At 63.1% G+C, this 23,571-nt stretch carries 20 protein-coding genes; 6 read left to right on the plus strand and 14 right to left on the minus strand.

All coding sequences use genetic code 11. The features are described 5' to 3' along the window. Position 1: 1 nt before the first annotated feature. Both AMK05_RS35425 and AMK05_RS29770 read right to left on the minus strand, forming a co-directional pair. A complete protein-coding gene (locus tag AMK05_RS35425) occupies positions 2–148 on the minus strand; it encodes a hypothetical protein (protein WP_190237353.1) in 147 nt (48 codons plus the stop codon). After that, on the minus strand, positions 148–1,032 hold the full coding sequence (locus tag AMK05_RS29770) for a LysR family transcriptional regulator (protein ID WP_064843740.1): 885 nt from the start codon (positions 1,030–1,032) through the stop codon (positions 148–150). Before AMK05_RS29770 ends, AMK05_RS35425 begins: the two co-directional genes overlap by 1 nt. Positions 1,033–1,158: 126 nt before the next feature. Here AMK05_RS29770 and AMK05_RS29775 point away from each other — a divergent pair, with 126 nt between their 5' ends. Further along, entirely contained in the window at positions 1,159–1,344 is a 186-nt protein-coding gene (locus AMK05_RS29775) for a 4-oxalocrotonate tautomerase (protein ID WP_003594927.1), read from the plus strand. Positions 1,345–2,018: 674 nt separating this feature from the next. Here the strand turns inward: AMK05_RS29775 and AMK05_RS29780 are convergent. Continuing rightward, positions 2,019–2,399, minus strand: coding sequence for a pentapeptide repeat-containing protein (locus tag AMK05_RS29780; protein WP_064843742.1), 381 nt, complete (start codon positions 2,397–2,399; stop codon positions 2,019–2,021). Between the two features lie 276 nt (positions 2,400–2,675). On the opposite strand from AMK05_RS29780, the gene AMK05_RS29785 reads away from it, so the two are divergent. The 3 genes from AMK05_RS29785 to AMK05_RS29795 are packed head-to-tail and all read left to right on the plus strand — an operon-like array spanning position 2,676 to position 4,003. Then, complete coding sequence (locus tag AMK05_RS29785) at positions 2,676–2,990, plus strand: ArsR/SmtB family transcription factor (protein ID WP_007628095.1); 315 nt, start codon at positions 2,676–2,678, stop codon at positions 2,988–2,990. Continuing rightward, positions 2,987–3,346 carry an SRPBCC family protein gene (locus AMK05_RS29790; RefSeq protein ID WP_064843745.1) on the plus strand — a complete coding sequence of 120 codons (360 nt, stop codon included), beginning with the start codon at positions 2,987–2,989 and terminating at the stop codon, positions 3,344–3,346. Before AMK05_RS29785 ends, AMK05_RS29790 begins: the two co-directional genes overlap by 4 nt. A gap of 45 nt (positions 3,347–3,391) precedes the next feature. Further along, positions 3,392–4,003: an ATP-dependent Clp protease proteolytic subunit gene (locus tag AMK05_RS29795; RefSeq protein WP_064843747.1), complete on the plus strand. Its 612-nt coding sequence runs from the start codon at positions 3,392–3,394 to the stop codon at positions 4,001–4,003. Positions 4,004–4,017: 14 nt separating this feature from the next. Here the strand turns inward: AMK05_RS29795 and AMK05_RS29800 are convergent, their stop codons facing one another. From AMK05_RS29800 to AMK05_RS29835, 8 genes are all read right to left on the minus strand, one after another. Further along, positions 4,018–4,329, minus strand: a complete 312-nt coding sequence (locus tag AMK05_RS29800; RefSeq protein ID WP_064843749.1) for a DUF982 domain-containing protein — start codon at positions 4,327–4,329, stop codon at positions 4,018–4,020. 255 nt (positions 4,330–4,584) lie between these two features. Beyond that, the gene (locus tag AMK05_RS29805) at positions 4,585–6,990 is read right to left on the minus strand and encodes a protein kinase domain-containing protein (protein ID WP_064843751.1); all 2,406 of its coding nucleotides are present in this window, start codon (positions 6,988–6,990) and stop codon (positions 4,585–4,587) included. A gap of 149 nt (positions 6,991–7,139) precedes the next feature. Further along, positions 7,140–8,324 (minus strand): serpin family protein, encoded by a 1,185-nt coding sequence (locus AMK05_RS29810; RefSeq protein ID WP_064843753.1) that lies wholly within the window; start codon positions 8,322–8,324, stop codon positions 7,140–7,142. Positions 8,325–8,337: 13 nt separating this feature from the next. Further along, complete coding sequence (locus AMK05_RS29815; RefSeq protein ID WP_064843755.1) at positions 8,338–10,893, minus strand: trypsin-like serine protease; 2,556 nt, start codon at positions 10,891–10,893, stop codon at positions 8,338–8,340. Next, positions 10,890–12,506 carry a caspase family protein gene (locus tag AMK05_RS29820; protein WP_064843757.1) on the minus strand — a complete coding sequence of 539 codons (1,617 nt, stop codon included), beginning with the start codon at positions 12,504–12,506 and terminating at the stop codon, positions 10,890–10,892. The genes AMK05_RS29815 and AMK05_RS29820 overlap by 4 nt, the downstream gene beginning before the upstream one ends. Positions 12,507–12,528: 22 nt before the next feature. Then, a complete protein-coding gene (locus AMK05_RS29825; protein ID WP_064843759.1) occupies positions 12,529–14,460 on the minus strand; it encodes a DUF4384 domain-containing protein in 1,932 nt (643 codons plus the stop codon). Positions 14,461–14,671: 211 nt separating this feature from the next. Further along, the gene (locus AMK05_RS29830) at positions 14,672–15,049 is read right to left on the minus strand and encodes a hypothetical protein (protein ID WP_064843761.1); all 378 of its coding nucleotides are present in this window, start codon (positions 15,047–15,049) and stop codon (positions 14,672–14,674) included. Between the two features lie 156 nt (positions 15,050–15,205). Beyond that, entirely contained in the window at positions 15,206–15,796 is a 591-nt protein-coding gene (locus tag AMK05_RS29835) for a hypothetical protein (RefSeq protein ID WP_064843853.1), read from the minus strand. A 180-nt stretch (positions 15,797–15,976) separates the two neighbouring features. Here AMK05_RS29835 and AMK05_RS29840 point away from each other — a divergent pair, with 180 nt between their 5' ends. Beyond that, a complete protein-coding gene (locus AMK05_RS29840) occupies positions 15,977–17,581 on the plus strand; it encodes a hypothetical protein (RefSeq protein ID WP_064843763.1) in 1,605 nt (534 codons plus the stop codon). A gap of 231 nt (positions 17,582–17,812) precedes the next feature. Here the strand turns inward: AMK05_RS29840 and AMK05_RS29845 are convergent, their stop codons facing one another. Then, a complete protein-coding gene (locus tag AMK05_RS29845) occupies positions 17,813–19,030 on the minus strand; it encodes a methyltransferase family protein (protein ID WP_064843765.1) in 1,218 nt (405 codons plus the stop codon). On the opposite strand from AMK05_RS29845, the gene AMK05_RS35870 reads away from it, so the two are divergent. Continuing rightward, the gene (locus AMK05_RS35870; RefSeq protein ID WP_237352271.1) at positions 19,022–19,384 is read left to right on the plus strand and encodes a hypothetical protein; all 363 of its coding nucleotides are present in this window, start codon (positions 19,022–19,024) and stop codon (positions 19,382–19,384) included. The two genes, AMK05_RS29845 and AMK05_RS35870, sit on opposite strands and share 9 nt — an antisense overlap. A 20-nt stretch (positions 19,385–19,404) precedes the next feature. Here the strand turns inward: AMK05_RS35870 and AMK05_RS29855 are convergent, their stop codons facing one another. Both AMK05_RS29855 and AMK05_RS29860 read right to left on the minus strand, forming a co-directional pair. After that, positions 19,405–21,987: a caspase family protein gene (locus AMK05_RS29855; RefSeq protein WP_064843769.1), complete on the minus strand. Its 2,583-nt coding sequence runs from the start codon at positions 21,985–21,987 to the stop codon at positions 19,405–19,407. Between the two features lie 245 nt (positions 21,988–22,232). Then, on the minus strand, positions 22,233–23,510 hold the full coding sequence (locus AMK05_RS29860; RefSeq protein WP_064843772.1) for an L-fuconate dehydratase: 1,278 nt from the start codon (positions 23,508–23,510) through the stop codon (positions 22,233–22,235). Positions 23,511–23,571: the final 61 nt, after the last annotated feature.

A 23,571-nucleotide genomic window follows, 5' to 3' on the forward strand; every position in this document is an offset into this window, starting at 1 on the left:
GCTACGGCTTGGACGGCTTCATCAGGGCCGAAAAGATACGAATATCATTTGTTCCCGGACGACCAGTTGCCGCGAAATAACACTCCAGCGGCTTGAGTTCGATTCCGCGTATGTTGGTAACGCCGAGTTCCTTCGTCGAGGCGGTCATCAGCCAAACCGTTCCACCAGGAAATCGATCACCGTCCGCAGCATCGCTGTCGGCCGGCGGTTCGGCGCATAGACGAGGGACATCGGAACAGGTTTGTAGGACCAGTCCGGCAGCACCTGTTCAAGCCGCCCTTCGGCGATATCGGCGGCGAGCAGCAGTTCCGGCTGGAGCACGATTCCCGCGCCGCTGAGCGCGGCCATGCGCAGTGCCGCCCCCTGGTTGGTGGAAAATTTTCCGGAAATCAACACATCACGCATTTCTCCGCCCGGCCCGACCAGGTGCCAGCGGTCCTGCCTGCGCCAATAGGAGTGGCCGAGGCAGAGGTGGTTGGTCAGCGCCTCCGGCGAGGCCGGCCGGCCATGGCGGGCGAGATAATCAGGCGAGGCAGCGAGAATCCGCCGATAGGGCGTCAGCGGGCGGGCGACCAAGCTGTCGTCAGTGAGCGGGCCGATGTGGATGCCGAGCTCGAACCCTTCGCCGACGAGGTCATGGACATTGTTGTCGAGTGATAGCTCGATGCTGACGTCGGGATAGGCGTTCTGGTAATCGATCAGCGCCGGCACCAGGATCTGCGTCCCGAAGCTGACGGGTGCCACCACGCGAAGCCGGCCGCGCGGCGCCGATTGCAGCTCGCTCGCCGAAGCCTCGGCCAGCGCCACTTCGGACAGCGCGCGTTTGCAGCGCTCGTAATAGAGCTGGCCGACCTCTGTCAGCTGATGGCGGCGCGTGGTGCGATGGATCAGCTTGGCCCCGAGCCGGGTCTCGATGGTCTTGATGTGCTTGGCGACCATGGCAGGCGACACTTGCGCGATCTCCGCGGTGGCCGCGAAACTGCCATTGTCGACGACCCGGACGAACATCGCCATGCCGGCCAGCTTGTCCATGATTGCCTACCTCCAGGTTTCGAATGACGATACCGGGAGCTTATTTATCAACCTCAGCATTTGCAACATGGTGGTCATGCCCGCGCCAAAGGCGACGGATATTGCCAACATGACCAAGGAGAAAACATGCCCATTCTTCACCTGCAGATGCATCCCGGCCGCACCGACGATCAGAAACGCGCCTTCGCCCGCGAGGCGACCAAGGCCGCCGTCGAAACGCTGGCGTGCCCGCCGGAATCGGTGGAAATTCTGATAACGGAGATCGCCAAAGATTCCTGGGCGGTCGGCGGCAAGCTGAAATCCGAGGCTTGAGGGAGGACCCGCAGCGTCGAAGGCTCGAAGGGCGATAGTGAAAGTCGTGCCGAGTTTGGCGAGAAGCCCGCCCCACTCTCCGTCGTCCTCGGCCTTGAGCCGAGGACCCACGCCCACGACTGCTGGCGGATGCGGCGTGGATGCTCGGCTCAAGGCCGAGCATGACGGAGGGGGGGCTTAAGTCGCTGGAGATAGCTCACCTTGAGCGCAAGCGAAGGGCGATCGTGAACGGCGTGCCGTGTGGCCCCCTCATCCGCTCTACGGGCACCTTCTCCCCGCTGGGGAGAAGAGGGAAGCAAGACGCATCGATACTGCCAAACGAACCCACCTACCCAAAGGCACTTCATCCAATTGAATCAATGGCGAAGCGGCGTTCTCCTTCTTCTCCCAGCGGGGGTTCGAAGGACGGGTTGAGACCCGTGGCTCAACCCCGGGCGGTGGCCCGAAGGGTCGGATGAGGGGGCCGCAGGCACGGCAGCAACGGCGATTAGTCTATCCATGGACGTCGGCTTCCGGCGCAACGCGGCCGAGCCGCCTTGCCGCCTTTTGGCCCGAAGCGGTCATCGACCCTCGCAATAGTCGACCGCAAAACTTCGACTTATGCGAGGGAGTTTCGCGCCGGTATTTTTCTAAAGTTTTGAGGGAAGTCGGGATTTGTGCGTTGTGCATGGCCTTCAGGTTTTCGCCTTTTCATAGGCCATGAGCAGATCGGTGACGAGAACGCCATTGATCCGCATCCCAGTCAAATCGGCATCCGTTATGTCTGAATCTGCTAGCGTGACGTTGCTTATGGTCAATCGCGACAGGTTTGCATTCGTGATGGCGGCGCCAGACAGATTGACGTTGTTGAAGCGCGCATCCGCAAGGCTGATATCGTCAAAAACCGCTTCGCTTAAATTGCTGTCAGTGAATTTTGCCTTGGTCAAAACAGCGTAAAACTGTGCGTCTGCGAGGTTTACACCATCGAAATTGGCGCCTGACATATCGGCCCGCTCGTAGTGCATTCCCTGCATCTGAGGGCCATCAAACGGGTTGTGTTCGTGCTGATCGCTCATTATCGTTTCCTCCGGCAATCCTGCTTGCCACGGAAAGAGTGCCAGATCGCGCAATCATTGACGACCGTCGAATCTGAATCGAACGAGCCTACGTCCATTCTGGCCGTGCCGTTTGTCGCGAAAATCCCGGCAAAGGCGACACTTGTTTTCCTGCTTTTGCACGCTGGGGAATAGACAGCTGCCACAGCCTGCGGGACGAGACTGAGAGCAGCGACACCGGACAGTCGTCTCGAAAAGGAGCTTGCGAATCAGATAAGTGTGTGCTTATGTGTTTGCATGATCGAAAATGACTTTTTCCGAGCTTTGGCAGACCCGACCCGCCGTGCGATCTTTGAGAAGCTGGCGGCAGGTAGCATGAACGCCAGCGCCTTGCGCGAAGGCATGGAAATCAGCCAGCCGGCGATGTCGCAACATCTTGCGGTTCTGCGCAGTGCGAAGCTCGTGAGGGAAGAACGGCAGGGGCGTTTCGTGAATTACGAAGTCGATCCCGACGGGTTGGCGCTCATCGCCCAGTGGCTGGCAAAATACCGCGCCTATTGGCCGGAGCGTATCGCAGCACTCAAAGTCTTGCTGAAGGACATGGATCAATGAACGAAGCGAAGACCAAGGAACAGGATAGCGGCGTCGAGCTGGAGTTTGACTTGGGCGATCCGCCGCAAAAGGTCTGGCGTGCCGTCACCATTCCCGAACTTCGGGAAAGGTGGTTGCCGAAGGAAGCATTGGCCGATCCCGATGCGATCACCGTCACCCCCGGCCAGGAAGTCCGCTACAGGCTGCGCGACGACAGCCCGCCTTTCCTTGAAAGCACCGTGACGTTCACGATCACCCCGAATGCCACGGGCGGAACCTGCCTTCGGATCGTCCACGAACTGACGGACGCAAGATTCGACGGAATGGCAAGAGCGCCGGCGAACAGCAACAGCCCGCCCCTCATGCTCGCCGCCTGACGCGGCGAGTTTGACGCTAAAATTCTGGAAGTCTGGAGGTCGCCGATGCGCGAAGCGATGCAGCTCGTCCCTATGGTCGTAGAACAGTCCAGCCGGGGAGAACGATCATTCGATATTTATTCCCGGCTTTTGCGCGAGCGGATTGTCTTCCTCAATGGCGAGGTGAACGACACCGTTTCGGCCCTCGTCTGCGCCCAGCTGCTGTTTCTGGAAGCCGAAAACCCCAAAAAGCCCATCTACCTCTATATCAATTCGCCGGGCGGCGTCGTGACCAGCGGCCTCGCCATGTATGACACCATGCGCTACATCCGCGCGCCGGTTCACACGCTCTGCATGGGCACGGCCCGCTCCATGGGATCGTTTCTGCTGATGGCGGGGGAGCCTGGCGAGCGGGCCGCCCTGCCAAATGCAAGCATCCTGATCCACCAGCCATCCGGCGGTTTTCAGGGGCAGGCGACCGATATGCAAATTCACGCCGAGGAAATCCTGAAAACAAAGCAGCGTATGACACGGCTCTATGCGGAACATTGCGGGCGCTCCTATGAGGATTTCGAACGCGCCATGGACCGCGACCGCTTCATGACGTCGCAAGAAGCATTGGAATGGGGCTTGATCGACAAGATCATGCAGATCCGCGAAGCCCCGGCCGATGAGTAAGGGATATGGGCGGGTTATCTTCGCGCGTTCGACGGCAGGTCCGCGCGTCGGGCTGCGACGCCCTGGGGGACGAGACTGAGGGCGGCGATGCCGGCCTCTTCGGCTGCGCGCAGAAGCGCTTCGCGGAATTGTTCCGGGGCGATTTTGCCGCTGATGGCGTCGACGCAGGCTTTGACGGCAGCCACATATTCCTCGCCGTCATCGAAAGGCCAGTCGTTCATCAGGAGACGCGCCGCGTCGCCCAGCGTCCATACGATCTTGCGAGATGCCGGGCCTCGCAAAGCAAAACCAACCGGCGTGAATGCTGCTGATGTATTCCAGCACATTGTCCTCGACCCCTCAAGGCGGGGATACTGCAGTCCCCATCTCTAATATACCCCATTTTATGAAAGTTGGAATTGAAAAGTGGAGATGGGTACCGCCTGCGCGCGAGGCTGCCGCATCAGGAAAAAGGGGCGGTCTGAGACCTTGTGTCGAGGCGCTGTGGGCTCCCGTCGACACGTGTTGCAGCGATGCGGATTACCCTGCCCCGGCATGCGCGGCAGACCGTTTTCCCGCTCGGTCTCAACCCTTCCGATCCGTCAGCGCAATTCGGCGGTGACCCGGAAGATGCCGCCGGCCGAGGCGTCGGAGCAGACGACGAAGGTCGAGCCTTCCTGCGCCATGAACGCGACGTTGCCGCCGGCTTCGCAGGGGGTGGCGCTCCATTGCAGGAGGATGTCGCCATTATCGGGCAGTTTTTCCGGTTCCATCTTTGTCGCGCTGGCCATCCATTCGGTTGCCGACGGCAGGTGGACGGGGGCGTTCAGCTGTTTCGACAGCCAGGCGGTGTAGTTCTGCGCTACGGCCAGCGGCACGTCGTCGGCCGGCAGCTGCGGGTTGTCGGCATAGGCCTGTGCAGAGGCGGGATCTGAATTGGCGGTGTAATAGGCCGCCATCTCGGCGCGGGTGACGGCCTTTGCCTGCATGCAGAAGGATTTTTCGACCTTCACGGCGCCATTGGCGACGCCGAGCATGCCGCCGAGCTCCTTCATCGAGGCGGTCATCAGCCGGACATTCTCCAGCGAATAACTGCCCGCCGGCACGGTCTCGAAGGCAAGGGTCGGCGAAACCGGGCAGAAGCCGCGCGCCGACAGCGCCTCGAGATCGGCAAGGATCGGTTTGTACGCCACGACGGCGAGCTTATAGGCCTCCGCGCTATAGCGGCCATCGGCCTCGCCGATCTTCGGCGTGAGTGCGGCAAGCGTCGGATCGGCGGCACCGGCGCGCGTAGTGATCGAGGCGCTGAGATCGGCGACCTTCTGCTTCAGGCCCGTCGCCTCGTCCTTCGACGCCATGACGTCGGCGATGATGGCGTCGAAAAGTTTGGCGGCGTCGCCATAGCCTGAGGTCGCCGCCGGCATCTGCCATTGCTCGGCCTTGGTTTTTGCCTCCGCCATCAGGCTGCTCGCCTTGGCGACGTCCGGACTATCGCCGGCGCCGATGCGGTTGACCGTTTCGCGCTTGGCCGCCGCATCCTTTTCCGCCGCCGTCAGCGCCGTCAGCGCCTTGGCGAGATCGTCGAAAGCGGTTTTCGATGCATCGTAATTTTCGACGGCGCCGTGCATCTGCTTGGCGGCGGCGCTGTCGGCGGCGGTCTTCATCCTGGCGTCGGCCTCGGCGAAGCTCGGCGCCTTGTCGCCGCCGGCGGCCGAAGCCGACGCTTTCGCCTTCTCGGCATTCTCCTTCGAAATGGCGATCAGCGCATTGCCGAGATTGATGGCGGCAGACTGATAGCCCGGAAGGGCTTTTTCATAATCTTCGTCCTTGAGCAGCGCATCGGCGGAGGTCAGCGCTGCCGCACCGGTGTCATAGGAAAGCTTGGCCTGGTCGCTGGCCGGGCGCTCCGGCGCCTTGGCGGCGATCGCCTTCTGCTTTCGGCTTTCGGCCTCCTTCTTCCAGGTGCCGACATCGGCGACGAGTTTCGGATCCGGGCGCAGAAGTTTCGGAATGGTGATGGCGCCGACGCCGATGCAGATCAACAGCAGCGCTGCGATCATCGAGATTTTGACGGGCGTCCACTTTTTCGGTTTCGCCGCCTCCGGCTGCTGCGGCATGCCGCCGCGCGGATCCCAGGACATCGGCTGGATGCCCGTGGTCACCCTGGAGTATTCTCCGAGCGCATCGGCGCCGGTGCGCGGGCGCTGGGCCGGGTCGCGGCTCAGCATCCGTTCCACAAGGCTGGCGAGGCCTTCGGGAAAGCCGGGGATCAGCACGTCGAGGCGGGGAAAGACGTTGGAGGGATCGAGATGGATGTTCTTCCAGCTCTGCTCGCGCTGATGCTCGTCCTCCCAGACCATGACGCTGTCGAAGACGCTGTTATAGGTCTGGCGCGGCAGGAAGAGCTTGTAGGCGATCATGCCCATGGCGTAGATGTCGAGGGCGGCTGAAGCCGAGAAGGTGCCGCTGGCATAAATCTCCGGCGCGCCGAATTCCGGCACATAAGGCGGAATGATGTGCTCGCCGATCTTCGAGATCAGATGCAGATTGCCGATCCGGACCGACAGGCCGGAATAATCCTCGGAGACGTAGATGCATTGATCCGTCAGCGCATTGTGGGCGTAACCGGCGCCGTGCAGCGTCGCCAGGCCTTCGAGGATGTGGCGGCCGATCTCGGCGGCGCGCTCATAGGCCACCATCTCGGTTTCGTCGAGATACTGGTGCAGCGTTTTCGACGGCCGCTTTTCGACGATGTAGAAATTGTCGTCTTCCGGCGACGGCGGGATCAGGTCCTCGATTTCGACGAAGCGGCGGGCGGTCAGCGATTTCGCCTCGTTGATGGAGGTCCAGACCCGCTCGAAACGCGCCTTATCCAATTTCAGCGCCACATCGGGGGCGACGATGAAGACCGCATGGCCCATCCGCTTGTCCTCAGCGGGATAGACGATGAACTCGTTCTCATAGACCGGCTCGCCGATCGTGTAGCGGGCGATCAGATCACTTCTCATGCACATGTCCCCCTGCAATCATTGGCATTCCATGAAACCGAATTCTATTCGCCCGCCAGAGCATGATGCCGAAAAATGTGAGCGGTTTTCGGCATCATGCTCTGACTCTTTAATGTAGAACAGGATTCAGATTTCAGGCCGAGAGGCCTTCAATCATCCTGTTCTAGTAGCGGATCGCCGATCAGGCCGGCGGCCAGCACCAGGCCGGTCCTTGTATCCCTGAGCGCGAAGGCAAAGCGGGCATTGGCGACGACGCGAACGAGCTTGGGATCGATGCTGCGTTCCGTGATCGCTGCCGTGGCAGCTGCTGCCTCCGTGCCGTTTTCGTCAACCTTGATCATCGTCTTCTGAAGAACGCGCGACAAGCGAATGTTTTCCTTGGTGAAACCCGGGAAGGCCGAATGCTTGGCCTTTTCGGGTGTCAGTCCGATCGCGTTCAGCACCGGCATCAAATCACGCCCGTCGCTGAGGGAAAAGCGGGGCAGGAAGATTTCGCCCTTGACCGCCTCGAATTTTTCCCCCTGCAGCCAGGAGGCGAGCGCCTTCAGATCCGCGCCGCCAACGCCCTTGCCGGAGCGCGCGGCGATCACCACCATGCTGTAGCTCTCGTCCGTATAGGCAAGGTCGACGGCGGTGAATTTCTCGTCGACACGGAATTTCTGTCCGTCGCCTGTGAGATGCATCATCGGCACCGAAACCGTCGAACCGTCCGGCCGCTGAAAGGGGCTTGCCGGGCTTTCCCTGTCGAAAGACGTTTTCCAGCGCGCCTTGAAGGACAGCGCGCCGAGGCTGACGAAACCGCCGCCCGGCGGCGCGTCCAGCATGACGGGAATGGCGCCGCGCGTCGTCTCCTTGACCCAGAGGTTGATATGCTCGACCGACCCAGGTCCGTCGAGATCCTCGATCGAGGGTTTGACCCGGTGGCTGGCGAGCATGGAAAGCGCGTCGGGAGCGAGCATCAGCTTGTCGTCGAAGATGATGGCAACCGCGCTCGCCAAAGGCGCATCCGCGGCTGCCGGCTTTTCCGGCGTCATGGCGGCAAGCACCGTCTCCGGCCCCTTCACCTCGCCGCCGAAGCCGAGGCCCTTGGCGATCGCGGCCTTGCCTTCGGCGGAGGCGCCGAGGCTGGCAAGGCCGAGGGCTGCGGCAAGGCTTGCCGGCGACACCATGATATTGGCAGCACCCTCCTTTGCCAGCGTGCGGCCGAGCAGTTCGGCGGCAAGCCCGGCCTGGGCTGAAAGCATCGATTTGCCGTCGCCGGCGTTGTCGGCATGGGCTGAGGCAAGCGTCAGCAGGGAAACGGCAAGGCCCGCCAGCAGAGTGGATTTCGGCATGCTTCCCTCCCCTTCAGCGGATGCGATAGAATTTGGAATCGAACGACCACTTGCCCTGGGCGCCGGTCTCGTCGTCGCCGACGATCCTTAAAGTGCGGGCGAGATCGTAGACATAGTTGAAGGCGGCGCGCTGGCCGACCAGCGGCGTCGGCACGTCCGGCAGGTCGAGCACCTCGATCGGCTTGTCGCTGAGAATGGCGACGACCATGCCGACGCCGGCCGGCCCCTCCACCACATATTCGAAGCCGGTATAGGGATTGCGCGCATCCGGCACGACGACCGGCCGGGTGGGATCGAGCCGGTTGTCGCCGCTCTTGGCGGTCGGTTTCAGCCCCATCGAGCGCTTGTTCGGGTAAAGTTGGGTCAGTTTGCCGGAGGCGTCGATATCGACCAGGATCAGGTAGCCTGATTTTTTGGTCGACACCCGCATCGCCACCTTGTCGCCGATGCCGACCGAGGTGCCGGGCAGCACATCGACGGCGACACCCGCCTCATTGTCCGTCTTCAGCGTGTTCTCGACGGCGGCGACCGGGGTTTTCGCCTCCTCGCCGGTGATGACATCGCGGCCGAGCGCATCCGGCTGGCCGTAGAATTGCGGCACCGGCGTGAAGCGGCAATCCTCAGCATGCGTCCGGCAATATTCGTCGGATTTGCGTCTGACATAATCGAGCAGGGCGGCATTGCTGATAGTCGGCTTGTCGGCGGCGCGCGCCACGCCATCCTGTACACCTTCGATGAAGCGGCGGGTGAAGACGCCGACCGGCGGCTTGGCCTCGCGGTCGACCAGCGCCCACTGGCCTGAATTGACGGCCGACCAGACCATGGCGTTTTCGCCGCCGAAGGAGAATTTCGCCTCCTTGCCCGATTTGTTCGGCGTTTCGAGTGCTGCCAGCGCCGGACCGAGGCAACGCACGTTGCCGCCGCTTGGTGCCGCCACCGCGCTGCGGCTGCCGGGCCCGACATGGCAGGCATCGATCAGCAGCGTAACGCGGCGGTCCTTGAGGCTGTTCAGCCGTGCGGCGATCTCCGTCTCGCGGATCTGGTTGGTGACCGTCAGCTTGCCGGCCTCGCGCATCAGCTTGGCGTCGGCTGCGACAAGCGTCGGGCTGGTTGTTTCCTCGGCGCCCATTTCCTCTGAACCTTGGCCGCTGAAATAGAGGAAGACCCGGCTGCCGGGCGTCGACTGGCGTACCAGCCAGTCGTCGATTTCCGCAAGGATCGCCTCGCGGCTCGCCTTGCGGTTGGTCAGCGTGTGGATCTGTTCCGGGCGGTAGGCGAGCGTCTTCACCAGGAAGAGCTGCATCGCCTTGACGTCGCTGGCGGAGCCGGTGAGTTTTGCCTCGCGCATCTCGTAATCGTCGATGCCGATCAGCAGCGCGCGATCGCCGGGAGAGCTTTGGATGCCGGGTGTTTGGCCATCGGGGACCTGGACAGTGGGCGTCTTGATGGCGGGCGGCTGGATGGTGGGTTCCCCGGCGGCAGGCTTGTCAGCCGGCGCGGGTTCGACGGCTGATGCGTCGGGTGTTTGGCTCGTGGCGGCAGGGGCGGTATCGCCGGCGGGCGGGGTGGTGATGGCGAGATTGGCCAGTTTCTGGCCGGATTGCCTGAGCTTGGTCCCGGGAACGGTGGTGGTCGAGGCGACCTGATCGGCGGGCGGCATTTCGACATTCGGCACGTCGCCATCGGTCTTGGCGGCGATCCAGTCGCGGAAGGCGGCGACGCGGGTATAGACGCCGTAATGTTCGGCCTCGGCGCAGCCGGCACCCCAGCTGACGATGCCGAGCTGGATCCAGCTTTTGTCGGAACGCTGGGCCACCAGCGGCCCGCCGCTGTCGCCCTGGCAGGCATCCTTGCCGCCTTCGGCATAACCGGCGCAGACATTGCGCTCGTCGATCGGGTTCATCCGCATCGAGCTGTCGCGATAGGCCGCACGGCAATCCTCACGCGGGACGATCGGCAGCTCGACTTCCTGCAGCTCGGTCGGCAGGTATTTGTCGTCCCAGCCGTGATCGGCCTTGGTGTAGCCCCAGCCGGTGACGACGGCCTTGTGGCCGGCCGCCTCCACCTCGTCATCGGAGGCCGAGGCGAGAATGGCCGGCCTGGAGACGGCGGGCTCGGCCAGCTTGATCAGGGCGATGTCGTTGGCAAAGACCTTGCGGTCGAAATCCTCGTGAATGACCACGTCTTCGACGGCAAGGCCGGGTTTATCCGGCCCGTCGACCGAGATCACCTTGTCGATCTTCGACTTGCCCTCGACGATCAGCAGGTCGCGGGCGAACAGATCCTGCTTGCCGGAGCGGCCGCTGGTGACGCAATGGGCGGCGGTCAATATCCAGCGCGGCGCGATCAGCGAGCCGCCGCAATGGCCGCCGAAGCGGCCGCGCTGTTCGGGATCGGGCGCCAGGATTTTCACCTGCCAGGGCCATTCGCCCTTCTTCGCCGCCTGGCCGCCGATCACACGGCCGCCATCCTCGCCGGCAAAATCGGTATCCTGCTGCGTCAGCGCCGGCGCAGCCAGCAGCAGCACCACAGAGGCAATGGTGATGACCCTGCTGATCGACGCGCTCATAGCTTGACTCCGGCGGAGGTATAGAGGACCGTAAATCCGACGCGGGCGCCCTTGGGCAGGACGTCGCCGAGCCGCCTGGCAATATTGCCGGCGGTGCGGCGCCTGTCGTTCTGCTTGAGGAACTCGACGAGCTCGGGCATCGGCTTTTCCGAGGTGACGGCGACGAGCAGATCGGTGCCGAAGGGGGCAACGACGGAGAGATCGAGATCGAAACTCGCCGACATCTCGGCATCGATCTCTTTCTCACCGGGATAGAGGAACTGCACGGTTCCATCGCCGGTGACGTCGAAGAGCACGAGCTTGCGGCCGGAGAGATCGGATACCGCCACGCCGACACGCTCGCCCTCCCGATGGACGGTATCGGAGGGGGTGACGCGCACGGTCTGCGGGTTGGCCTCCGACAGCCGCTTCAGCGTGTCGAGCGCGGCCATCCGGTCGACGACGAACGGCATGTCGCCGGCGCCGATGCCGGAGGCGACGACATCGCCGCCGGCAACCGCCTCGCGTTTTTCCGGATCGAAGATCAGTTCGGCAGCGGCGGTTTCCGTCAGCTTGAACGGCGTGACGGCCGGGTCGATGCCCTGCAGCACCGGCTCGGCGCCGAGGGCGGCGACGCTGATCGGCGCGGGCTCGACCGGCGGCGGCGTGGATGATTTCGCTGCTTCTGCCGTCGTTCCCGCCCCTTCGTAATTATAGACGACCGCGCGGTCGAGATCGGTTCCCGGCGGGCTTTCGGTGAAGATGTTCTGCCGCTGGTCGGTGAACTGGTAGACCGACTGGCGCACATATTCGAAGAGTTCGCGGCGGCTGACGGCGCCATCGCCGTTGCGGTCGGCCGCCCCTTCGAAGGCGCGGGCGGTGGCATAGCTCAGCGCGCCGCGTTTCTGCGGGATGCCGGGAATGGAGATTTCAGGCGACTTGGTGTTGTCGTCGACGGCGGCGAGGAAGGTCAGCCGTTTGTAATCGAAGCCGGTGGAGAGCGCGTCCGCCGTCGTCGAGATCGGCGCGAGGTCGTCCTCCTCGATCGTATAGGAGGGCGCCTGGCGCCAGGTGATCTCGGCGCCGCGCGGATCGACATCGCGGGTCATGCCGCCGGCATGGCAGGTATCGGCGATGAAGAGCACATCGGCGCCCTTGGTCTCCAAGTTGCGGATCAGCACTTTGAACTCGTCGCCGAAGATGCGTTCGCGCGATCCGGGCAGCCTTGTGTCGAAGCCGGCGAGCACATAGACCTCGTCGCGGCCGCTCGGTTTCGAGCCCTTGACGCGCTCCGGCTCGCTCGAGCCATGGCCCGCGATGCCGAGCACGACGAGATCGCCGGCGCCAGCCCGTTCCGTCACGGCCTCGATCGCATGGAAGATGCCCTCGCGGTCGGCCTCGCCGTTCTTCAACAGCGTCATGTCTTCGACACCGACCGAACGCAGCGACAGCGAAAGATCCTCGGCATCGGCGACGGCGCCGTGCAGCGGCGGAACGTTGCGGTAAAGATCGATGCCGATCAGCACCGCCCGGACGGCGCCGCGCTCCGGCGCCTCGATGGTTTTTGCCAGGGTCTCTGTCGCCGCCAGGCTGAGGAGGGCGAATGCGGCGGCCATGGAAACGGATGCGGACATGGCCAAACTCCCCTCGCCCCGGCTATTCGCGACGCCATTCGACGCGGCGGTTCAGCGCATCGACATCGTCTTCGGTGAGGTTTGCGGTTGCGGTCACGTCGACCGGCTCGGAGGCGCCGCGGCCTTCGGCATCGATCGACGCATCGATGCCGTGGCTCTTGAGGAAATCGGCCACCGCCTGGGCGCGGCGCTCGGAGAGCTTCTGATTATAGTCGTCGCCGCCGCGCCGGTCGGTGTGGCCGATCAGGATGATGCGGCCGGGCTTCTGCTCCTTCAGCGCCTCCAGCAATTCCTCGGCCGCCTCGGTGCCGATCGAGGTGAAGCTCGACTTGTCGAAGTCGAAGGTGATCGGCACGGGAATGGAGACCGGCACGATGCCGCGGACATTTTCGGAATAGATGCCGCCGAGCACGCCGCTGCGGTGGTCTTTCTCGGCCGGGACGAAGCTGCCTTCAGGGTTGTCACTCGTCGGATTGGCGGCCAGGATGCGGGCCTGGGCGGCGCGCTGGATGAGATCGGAGATGGTGTCGGCCGGCGGCGCCTTCGGCGTGCGGGTCTCGTTCTTGATGATTTCGATCGCCTGCTGGTAATCGGCGGCGGCATCGGCAAAGCGGCGGGCGGAGAAATAGATCTCGCCGAGCGTGGCGGAGGCCTGCCAGAGCACCTGCGGGCTGTCGGCGGCGACCAGCAGCGGCTCGTAATCGGCGACCGGCTGGTTGGCGGCCATCATCTCCTGGGCGGCGGCAAGCCTGAGGGCCGCAACGCGGCGCTGGGCATTGACCTGGAACTGGCCGCATTCGGCGCTGACGGCGATCGCATCGGCCTCGGACGCCGCCGCCGTGATATCCTTGGCGGCAACGGCGGTGTTCAGCTTGTCGAGAAGGGCAGTGCAGGCAGGCGTGTCGGCATTCGCGACTTCGATCTCTTCGCCGGCCTCGGGTTCGGCCGAGCGGCCGAGGTTGAGCTGCGGCATCTTGATGCTGAAGCCGCCTGGAAGTTTGAATTGCGGCATCTTCAGCTGCGGCATCGGCAGCTTCGGCATCTTCGCCTGGGAGGATTGGGCGGGCTGCTTATACTGGCTCGGTCGGGTGGAGGCGGTGGTGTCGGCGGGGCCGATCAGTTGCAGTTCATCGGCGGCAAGCTCCTGGCCGGGCGCCAGATTGGTGACGATCTTGTATTTCTTCGGCGGCTGCGTCGTCGCCTGCTCCACCGGTTTCGGCGTCACCTTTTTCGGGGCCACAGGCTTCGGTTTTTCCACGGCCGTGTCCGGCTTCTTGGCGACTTCCTGTTTGATCACCGGCTTCGGCTTCGGCTTCGGCGCAACCGGCGGCTTGGCCGCCTGTTCGATCGGTTTTGTGGCGGGAGCGGCTGCAACCGGCGGGGCTGCGGCGGGCGGCAGGGCCGCCGGGCTGTCGACCGTCGTCAGCATCAGCGTCTTACTGCTGATCTTGGTGCCGAGGCTGCGGGCCTCTTCCAGGCTGCGGGACACGGCATCCATGCCGCCGTCGATCGAGCGGAACATGCCGCTGCCGCTGCCGCCGAGATCGGCGAAGATGGTCAGCGGCTTGGATGAATAGAAGACCTTGATCTGCTCCTGGCCCACCGGGCCGGAGACCTGCAGCCGGGCGCCGCTGGCCGGATCCGGCACCTGCACGCGCTTGCCGGGGCCGACGAGGGCATCGGTCTGATATTTGTTCGGGAAAAGTTTGACGACGGAGCCGTTCGGCGAGACGTTGATCACCGTGACGTAGCTGTTCTCGGTCGACTGGATGAACAGGCCGACGACTTCGCCGATGGCGTATTTGGCCTCGGCGCGATCGAAGGTGATGCTGACGGGTCCGGTCTGGACCGGCGCTTCGGTCAGTGTGCGTTCGTTCTGCGCCTCGACGGCGGGAACCACCGCAAAGAACGAGAGAAAGGTGGCTGCGGCTAGGATGGCTTTGCGGTTCGACATGGGAAAACCTCCTCTTCGAACAATCTCACACTGTGTTGAAGATGAGAATAGCACTGACCGGCGAAATTGGGATGGCTTTGCCTGTCTTGCTTGAGGGAGGGTTACAAATTATTTGGAACCGGCAAGAAACCGTCCCGGAAAAGACGTGCGCAAGACTCGGGATCGGCATTACCCGCCGTCCGATGTCGTCTTTTTGACTTTGGAATGGAGCTTAGTTCTTGGGTTTCTGCCCGGCTGATTTCAAAATCGAGATCAGGTCGCTCATGCCCTCGGGCGAGGAATTGTAGAGCCAGAGAATATCCGGATTGTCGACCGTGAATTCCTTACCAAGGCCCGAGCCCATGTCGCGGCCTGGCGAGGTCTCGTCTGGCAGCTTGTCCTTTCCCGGCGTCAGCCCCTTGGCTTGTTCATGTTCGGCGATGAGTGCGGCGGCAGCAGCAAAGGCCTTTTCGTCATGCTGGCGGAGCGCCGCCAGCGAGGGGTTGCGGGCCGCCAGCGCGTCTTCCATCGGGCCGGCATGAGCAAGCTGAGACACGTGCAGCGCCAGCAGCAGGCCGATCGACAGGGGTATGAGCCGGGATTTCGTCATCGTCGTCACATCCGTCCTATGGGGCGCCATTCGCGCGACATGCTTACCGACAATAGGGAGAGGCCGGAAGGAAGGCAACGGCGCTCGGTGCCCATCGATTGGGAGGGGTGAAATCGGCTGGCCGCGCAGCGCCCGACATCGGGTCGCGGCACTTGCTCAGAGGATCTTCAGTTGCTGCAGGCTAAGGCGGAGATCGCGCAGCATCTCGCCGAAGATCTCCTCGATCTTGCCCGTCGACCAGACGACCATGGTGCCATAGGGCGAGCGCTTGCGCTGCATGAAGCCCGCCGTCTCGAAATCGATCAGCGTCTTGCGGCAGGTCTCGCTCGACATCACCGCCACGAGGAACCGGGCGAGATTGGACTGGTCGATGGCGCCTGATTTCTCCGCCCAGTTCTGGATCAGCCGCGGCTTGGTGTCGGCGGTAAACATCGAGGCGAGCGCGCGATCCTGCGACAGCCCGAGGCGCTGCAGCTTGGCCGGGTCGCGGGTCAGCGACACCACGTAATCATTGTGCAGATCGGCGAAGCGCTCGATATCCTCGGCCGCGCTGATGCCGAACACCTTCATCGAATAGAGGAACTCGGCCATCAGATAGGTCGGCTCGGAGCGCAGCTGCGCCAGATGCTTGTCGTCGGCGCTTTGCGAGGCGGCGCAGACGCGATCGGAGAAGCCGATCCTTGCGGCGCGCACCTGCTCCAGCAGGCTGATGTCGAGCGCCAGTTCGTCACCGTTCCATTCCAGCATAAGCATTCCCTGCCCGCAAATCTTGGAGACCATGATCTTGTACTATTCCAGGCGCAGATCTCCAAATCGTTTGGAAAGCAACGGCTTGCTGACAAGGCGCATCTATCTTACCATTTCCAAGACTTGACGGTCATAGAGGGCCGAGCCGGCCTGACATCGTCCTGTTCGGGGGTCGAGGACATGCGTAGTCTTGGGTCGCATATTCTGATTGCCGCGGCACTTGCGGTCGCTTCGCCGGTTTTTGCCAAGGACACGACGATTATCGAGCTTCGTAGCGGCGATGGCGGCCGCTCGGTCGGCATCATTTCCGCCAGCGAGGAAGTCGAGGCATCGGGACCTGCGGCGATCACCGTCGGCGACGACGGCACCATCTATATTCTCGACCAGAACAACGGCCGCGTGCTCGCCATCGACGCCGAGCGCTCGCAGGCCGAGCCCCAAATCCTGCCTCTGCCGGAAAATGCGACCCCGGAAGATCTCGCCGTCGTCCACAACGAACTCTACCTCTGGTCTGATGGTGTCGTGCCGCTCGAGCGTGCCACGGAAGCCGATGGAAGGTCGCAGACGCTGCGCGCCGTCGACGGCGGCGATGCCGACGATTACACCCGCTCGGTCTTCGCCTCGATGGGCTCGGTGCCGCCGGGGCCGCTGAACAGCATCGTCGACGAGATCGGCCGCAGCACCAGCCGACCGGCGGCCCGCCCGCCGGTCGTTCAATATGTGCCGAGCCGCGGGCTCGGCGATATCGTCGCCGAGGTTTCGGCTGTAAATGACAAGGCCGAGATCCTGCTGCGGCGCAGCAGCTCGGAGGAGAATTTCCTGTCGCTGCAGCTCACCGCCGAGGGCCGCATCGGCACCGTCGAACTTCTCGACATCGACACGACGGGCCGGCCCTATGCGCTGGTCGAGCTGGTGCCCGCCGATCAGCCGGAGCGCACCGGCATGCTGGTGGCGCGCTTCACGCCGAACGGGGTGGTGGACCGGATCTACGACCTGCCGATCGACCCCGGCACGGTGTTTTCCCGGCGTTTCGTGGCGATCGGCCCGCGCGGCGACGTGCTCTATCTCAAATCGCAGGAAAGCCGGGCGCAGGTGCTGCGGCTCGACGGCCGCGATCCCGGCCGAAAACTCGCCGTCGCGCGGCCGGCAAAACCGCTCAATGCCGGCAAGCCCGGCAAGGCGCCGAAACTGGCGATCGTGCCGAAGTCGCGCAGCGACGTCATCGAGCGGGCGATCGGCTTCGAAACCTTGAACTGGCTGGTGACGTCATCAGCCTATGGCAAGGATCCGGGCCCCGGCTGCATCAACATGAACCGGCTGCGCCGGCCGATCTATCTGATCGGCAAGCGCGGCCAGACGGTGAAGGGCGTTCCCTATTGCTGGGGCTGCAAGACCCGGCTCGAGGATTTCATGGACGGCGTCGAAAAGGGCCAGACCGCCGGCAATGTCTGCACCAAGAGCGCGCCGCAAACCAACATCCTCGGTGTCGACTGCTCCGGCTTCGTCAGCGACGCCTGGGGCCTGAAGATGCATGTCTCGACGCGCGCCATCCCTGATATCACCAAACGCGTCTCCGACCCCTGGTCGATGCGGCCGGGCGACGCGCTGAACAAGCCGGGTTCGCATGTGCTCTTGTTCATGCGCTTCACCGACGACCGCAAGGTCGAGGTGATGGAGGCCTCGCCCAACGCCTGCAAGGGCCGCGTCTGCCGCAACACCTATTCACTCGGCAGCCTGCTGATGCGCGGCTATCAGCCGGTGCGTTTCAAGGGGCTGGATGGGTGAAGGGTGTGAGTGTCGCGCCGGCGGTCCGGTTGGTGCCGGTGGCTGCCCCTCACCCTAACCCTCTCCCCGTAAAACGGGGAGAGGGGACGTGCCCTGTGCGACGTTGGCGAGGGACGGAGAGGCCGCGGCATACCCCCTTCTCCCGTAAAACGGGGGAGAAGGTGCCAGCAGGCGGATGAGGGGCCGACCTCGCAGATATTCTGCCTCCCCTGCGCTATATCCTATGCCTTTTCAGAGGCGTGGCGCTGTCGGCGCCAGACGCCGTTTCGCCATCGCCAGCAGTCCATTTGCGGCGACAGTCTCGGCATAGTCCCGATAGGCGGGATCCTGGCTCAGCATGCGCTCTTCGGCGCGGGCGCGCAGTAGATAGATCAGGCTGACGACCGCCAGCATGCCGGCCCGCGCCAGTCCTTCGGCAAGACCGCTGGCGACGAAGCTCGGGGCCGCAAACAGCCACCAGGAGATGTTCTTGGAGAGATAGGCCGGATGTTTGACGAAGCGGTAGGGGCCCGAGGTGATGATGCCGCGATGGGTCAGGTTGGAAAATCGCGGCCCGAAGGCAATGGTCGCCCAGACGTAGATTATGGCGCAGGACAGCGTGGCAACGCTCCAGACGAAGTAGGCCACCGATCCCTCCCGGATCACGCTTTCCCAACCCGGTCCGGCGCCATAGGGCACGAAGGCCTGTGAAATCGCCGGGAAGAACGGCTCGTAACAGATGAGGCACACGAGCCAGCCGAGCGCCGTTGTCTCCGTCGCCCTGACATGCCATCCGAACAGCTTGAAGGTGGCGATGTAGCCGCCGGCAGCCAGGATAACGTCGAGAAGGAAGACAAGGCGCAGCAAACCTTCGAACCAGGCGGCTGAAAATGCTGGAAACAGCCAGACCGGCCTTTCGGCAAGATCGGAAAGCGCCGCTATGCCGCTGGAAAACATCAGCACGAGGAAGAAGCATTTGATCGTCAGCAGGCGCAATGCGAACAGCACGTCTTCTTCGCGAAAATCCTGCATCAGCACCGCACGCCCGACCTGATGGAGATAATCATCGGGCTCCTCGGCGACGCGATCGGTGACCGCGACGTAGAGAATGGTGGCGCCGGCAAGGGCGATGGAGATGGGAATGGTTGTGTGGCGGGCCTCGATGAACCATTGGACCGCCGACGACTGCGTGAAAAACGGAAAGACGGAACAGGCAATGACGACCACACCCAAAAGCGCGGCGATGCCGACAAGCTTGGTTCCGATGCGCCGGCAATAAGCGGCGGGACACTCTTGCCGCCTCCCCCGCAATGCCCAGGCCCAGCGCGCAGCCGGTGTGCCGTCGACGACGATCCACGCCGCGAGAAGACAGAGGACCGCAAGCGCCATCGCCTTGCCGGGCTCGAGCTCCAGATAGGTCGAGAGCGCAATGCCGACGACAACCCCAATAAGGGTCACAGCTTGAATCACGAAGGATCCTGCCCCTACCAGGACGGGCCGCCGCTCGAAGAGTTGCCGGAGCTAGAAGAACTACCAGAACTCGATGAGCCGCCGCCCATGCCACCGGAACCAGAGCCGGAATTCGAACCGGAGTCATTGCCGGAACGGCCGAAAGATGTTTCATTGCTCTTTGCTACGACCTTCCTCACGGTGGGCGTCGTTTTCCTGGTCGGCGTGGCGTTCGGGGTATTCCTAATCGGCTCTTCACTGGCGAACAGCGTCTTGGCGCCCGGGTCGAACACACAACTCTGTAGAATTGCGGCTGAGCCCGCGATGAAGGTAGAGCACAATAAGACACGGATGATGAGCTTGCTGTTCATGTAGGGCGCCCCCGGATCGCCGTTTCAGAAGAGATCGTACCTCGGATTTCGTTTTACCCATGTCGCCTTGGCGAGCTTGACGAGCCTGTCATCTATCGACTTGGATTTTGGAATTGCCTTTTGCTCCTGAGCTGTCAGCTCGGTGGCAAAGGCGGCTTCTGCGTTCTTCTTCGCGGCATTGGGCAGCCTCTTGAGTTCCGCCAAAGCCTGGTTCTTCGGATCGCCGCTGCCAGGCATGTTGATGGCGGTTGCCAGCGCAAAATAACGCGCCGCCGTCGTCAAGCCGTCAGCGCCGCTGCCTTCTTCCTTCGCCAGAATGGCGCGGTCGAGAGCCCCCCAATAGTCGCCGCGTTCGGCGCCTATCTCAAGCCACTTCACCGCTTCCGTCTTGTCTGCGGCAACGCCAACGCCGTCACGATACATGCGCCCGAGGTTCGTGGGAGCATGAGGCTGTCCGCCTTCTGCGGCCCGCGTGAAAAGGTCAAGTGCCTTTGTAAGATCCTGAGGGGCACCCTTTCCAAAGCGATAGACCAGGGCGAGATTGTTCAGGGAGTAGATGTCGTTGCGTTCAACGCCGGCCTCATAGAAACGAATACCGCGCTCGGGATCGGCTGGGACGTTTACGCCGTTCAGGAAAATATATCCGAGCTCGTTCATCGCATATGTATGGCCGAGGTCGGCGGCCTGCAGCATCATCCGCATGCCCTCTTGCTGATTGGCCTTGGTGCCACGGCCGTAGTAGAGAGCTTTGCCGTAGCTGTGCAGGGCGAACGGATCGCCCTTGGCGGCGCCACCTTTGGCGATCTCGCTGGCCTTGGCTGCATCGCGGGGAACGGAGGCGCCGAACTCGTAAAGGCTCGACAATTCCTGAATCGCCCGGACATGCCCGGCATCCATCGCCTTCTTGATCGTCGCAAAAGCCGTCTTGGTGTCGCGATTGGCAAGTTGAGCGCGGCCGAGCTGGTAGACGAAGCGCGCCACCTCGGGATAGGCCATTATTGCTTCGGTGCACGCCGGCAGCGCCACGTTCGGGTCGATCTCGTTCGGGAGCTTGCCTGCGGTGACGCCCTGCAGGTCGAGGGGGGCGGCGGCGGATGTGTCGCAGGCGTCGAGCGTCGGCTTGAAGGTGACGGTCGCCGGCGCCAGGTCGTCATTGGCGGCTTGCAGCGTCAGGGCGAAAGGCTGGTTTTCGGTGCCGATCTGCGGCTCGTAGGAAAGGCCCGGAAGATCGGCGGCTTCAAGCACATGGCCGAGCCCGATCACCCGGTCTCCGGCGCGCAGCGTGCCCTTGTCGGGCAGGGCCGCGACCTTGAAGGTCATTTCGGCGGCCGATGCCGGAACGACCGGCAGGCTGGCCGCGACGGGGCCGACACCGATCGTCGTGCCGACATCGCGCGGCAGCGTTTTCAGATAGGCATCGGCATCGGCAAGCCGCACTTGCTTTTGCTGTTCGAGCTGGGCGAGCTTGGCACCGGCATCCGCCGAGACGGTGATGGCGACGACGCCCTGTGTTGCCTGACCATAGGGATCGCTGACGGTATAGCCGATCAGGCCGACGGTGCCGGCGGTGACACCCGATGAATCATAGGTGAGCGCCGTCAGCGCCGCGGCCGGCATCTTGGCGCCCTGCTCGACCGGCTTGCCGTCGAAGCTGAGCTTGCCGGTCTGCGGCAGCTGGTTGAGGGTGACGAGCAGCGCCGAGCCGGTCTCGTCATGCGGCGGGGCGATCGTCAGCTTCGTGGCGGCGGCCCCTTCCGGCACGCTCACCTGCTGCATCGCCTCAACGCTCGGCGGCGGCGGCGCCGGAATGAAATAGAAGCTGTCCATCAGCGAGGAGTTTTCCCAGGGGACCTGCTTGCCGTTGGTCATGGCGATCACGTCGCGGCGCACATCGGTCAGCACCTGGCGGATTTCCTTGTTGGGTTCGCTGGCGCGTTTGATGAAGGATTCGGAATAGGGGCTGAGCGCACCGGTACCATCGAGCGCCACCTGGCCCGGTTCGGTGGAAAAGGCGATCAGGCTGCCGAGATCGCTGTCGATGCGGGCAAGGCCGCGGGTGGCGCCGACCGGCTCCAGTTTTTCCGCCATCCAGAATTTCTGGGCGTTGAAGGGATTGTTGCGGCAGGCATCGAGGAAGATCAGTTGCACCCGCGAATTCTGCTTGAGATGGTTGAGGATGAGGTCGAGCGGCATGGTCTGTGTCTCGACGTCATAGGGCGTCTCCAATGTCGCATCGACCGGCACCAGGAAATTCTGCCCGCCCACCTGGATGCCGTGCCCCGAATAATAGATCAGGCCGGCCTCGGCATTGCTGGTCGAACGCAGGAACCGGCGCACCGTATCCTCGAGCCCGATGCGGTCGACATTGACGCCGATCGTCACGTCGAAACCGGCCGCGCGCAGCGTCGTCGCCACCTCTTCGACATCATTGGCGGGATTGGGAAGCGAGGGCAGCGTCTTATAGACCGAGTTGCCGATGACCAGCGCGACGCGGCGGCCGTTTTCCCCTTCCGTCACGGCGGCATATGCGGTGGCCGTCGACAGCAGTATTGCCGCGATGGTCAGCAGATAGGCGCAGAGTCTCCGGATGTGATGAAACTTCGGCATGGCTCGATCGCAAACATTCTATTGTTTAAGTTCAATAAAATTTGCTGGCCTGCTGGTGCTGGGCCCCCTCCGCATTCACCGTTTGAAAATATTCCTCACTGCTAAAAAAAGCAAGCTTCGCCCGCCTCCAAGTGAATTGGAGCAGTCCCGTCAGATTGGAAGCCCGTCGGCTGCGGGAAAGACTGTCGGCGTCAGGAAATCATCCTGCGGCCGGCAGCCGATACGTCGGCGCTGGCGAAGTTTTCTTAAGCAGGAAACGTATAGTTGCTGATCGATGCCGGTTTCATCTCGATCGAGAAGCCCGGCAGGGTGGGCGGCATGTAGGCGGCGTTCTCGATGCGGCAGGGGTCGAGGAAGTGTTCGTGCAGATGATCGACATATTCGATGACGCGGCCTTCCTTGGTGCCGGAGACCGCGACGTAGTCGATCATCGACAGATGCTGCACATATTCGCAGAGGCCGACGCCGCCGGCATGCGGCCAGACCGGCAAGCCGAACTTGGCGGCGATCAGCAGCACGGAGAGAACCTCGTTTAGCCCGCCCATGCGGCAGGAATCGATCTGCACGATGTCGATCGCGCCCTCGGCGATGAACTGCTTGAACATGATGCGGTTCTGGCACATCTCGCCCGTCGCGACCTTCACCGGCGCGATCGCCTGGCGGATCTTACGGTGGCCGGCGACGTCGTCGGGGCTGGTGGGTTCCTCGATGAAGAAGGGCTTGGCCGGGGCAAGCGACTTGACCCAGTCGATCGCCTGGCCGACGTCCCAGACCTGGTTGGCGTCGATCATCAGATAACGGTCGGGACCGATCACCTCGCGGGCGATCCTCAGGCGGCGCATATCGTCTTCCAGGTCGCGGCCGACCTTCATCTTGATATGGTTGAAGCCGGCGTCGATCGCCTCCTTGCAGAGGCGGCGCAGTTTCTCGTCCTCATAACCGAGCCAGCCGGCCGAGGTGGTATAGCAGGCATAACCTTCCTTTTCGAGAATGGCGATGCGTTCGGCCTTGCCCGCTTCGGCGCGCTTGAGGATCTCGACTGCCTCCTCACGGGTCAGCACGTCGGTGAGATAGCGGTAGTCGACGATATCGGCGATCTCTTCAGGCGACATCTCGGCGACCAGCCGCCAGACCGGTTTTCCCGCCTGTTTGGCAAGCAGATCCCAGACGGCGTTGACGACGGCGCCGGTCGCCAGATGGATGGCGCCCTTTTCCGGGCCGATCCAGCGCAGCTGGCTGTCGCTGGTCAGATGCCGCCAGAATTTGCCGGGATGGGCGAGCACCTCGGCAAGCTCGGTGCCGACGACGAGATGGCGCATCGCCTCGATCGCCATGCAGCAGATGTCGTTGCCGCGGCCGATGGTGAAGGTCAGGCCGTGGCCGGCAAGGCCGGGCGCATCGGTATCGAGAATGACATAGGCGGCCGAATAATCCGGATCGGGGTTCATCGCATCCGATCCATCCAGGCTTTGCGAGGTGGGAAAACGGAGATCGAAGACACGAAGGTCGGTGATGCGGGTCATGGTAGTTCTCCCAATTGCAAGAGCCGGATGGCCGGCAGGGCTGCCGGCCGGCTTCCTTGGC

It is taken from the genome of Rhizobium sp. N324, from assembly GCF_001664485.1.
In the GTDB taxonomy this organism is placed as follows: Bacteria; Pseudomonadota; Alphaproteobacteria; order Rhizobiales; family Rhizobiaceae; genus Rhizobium.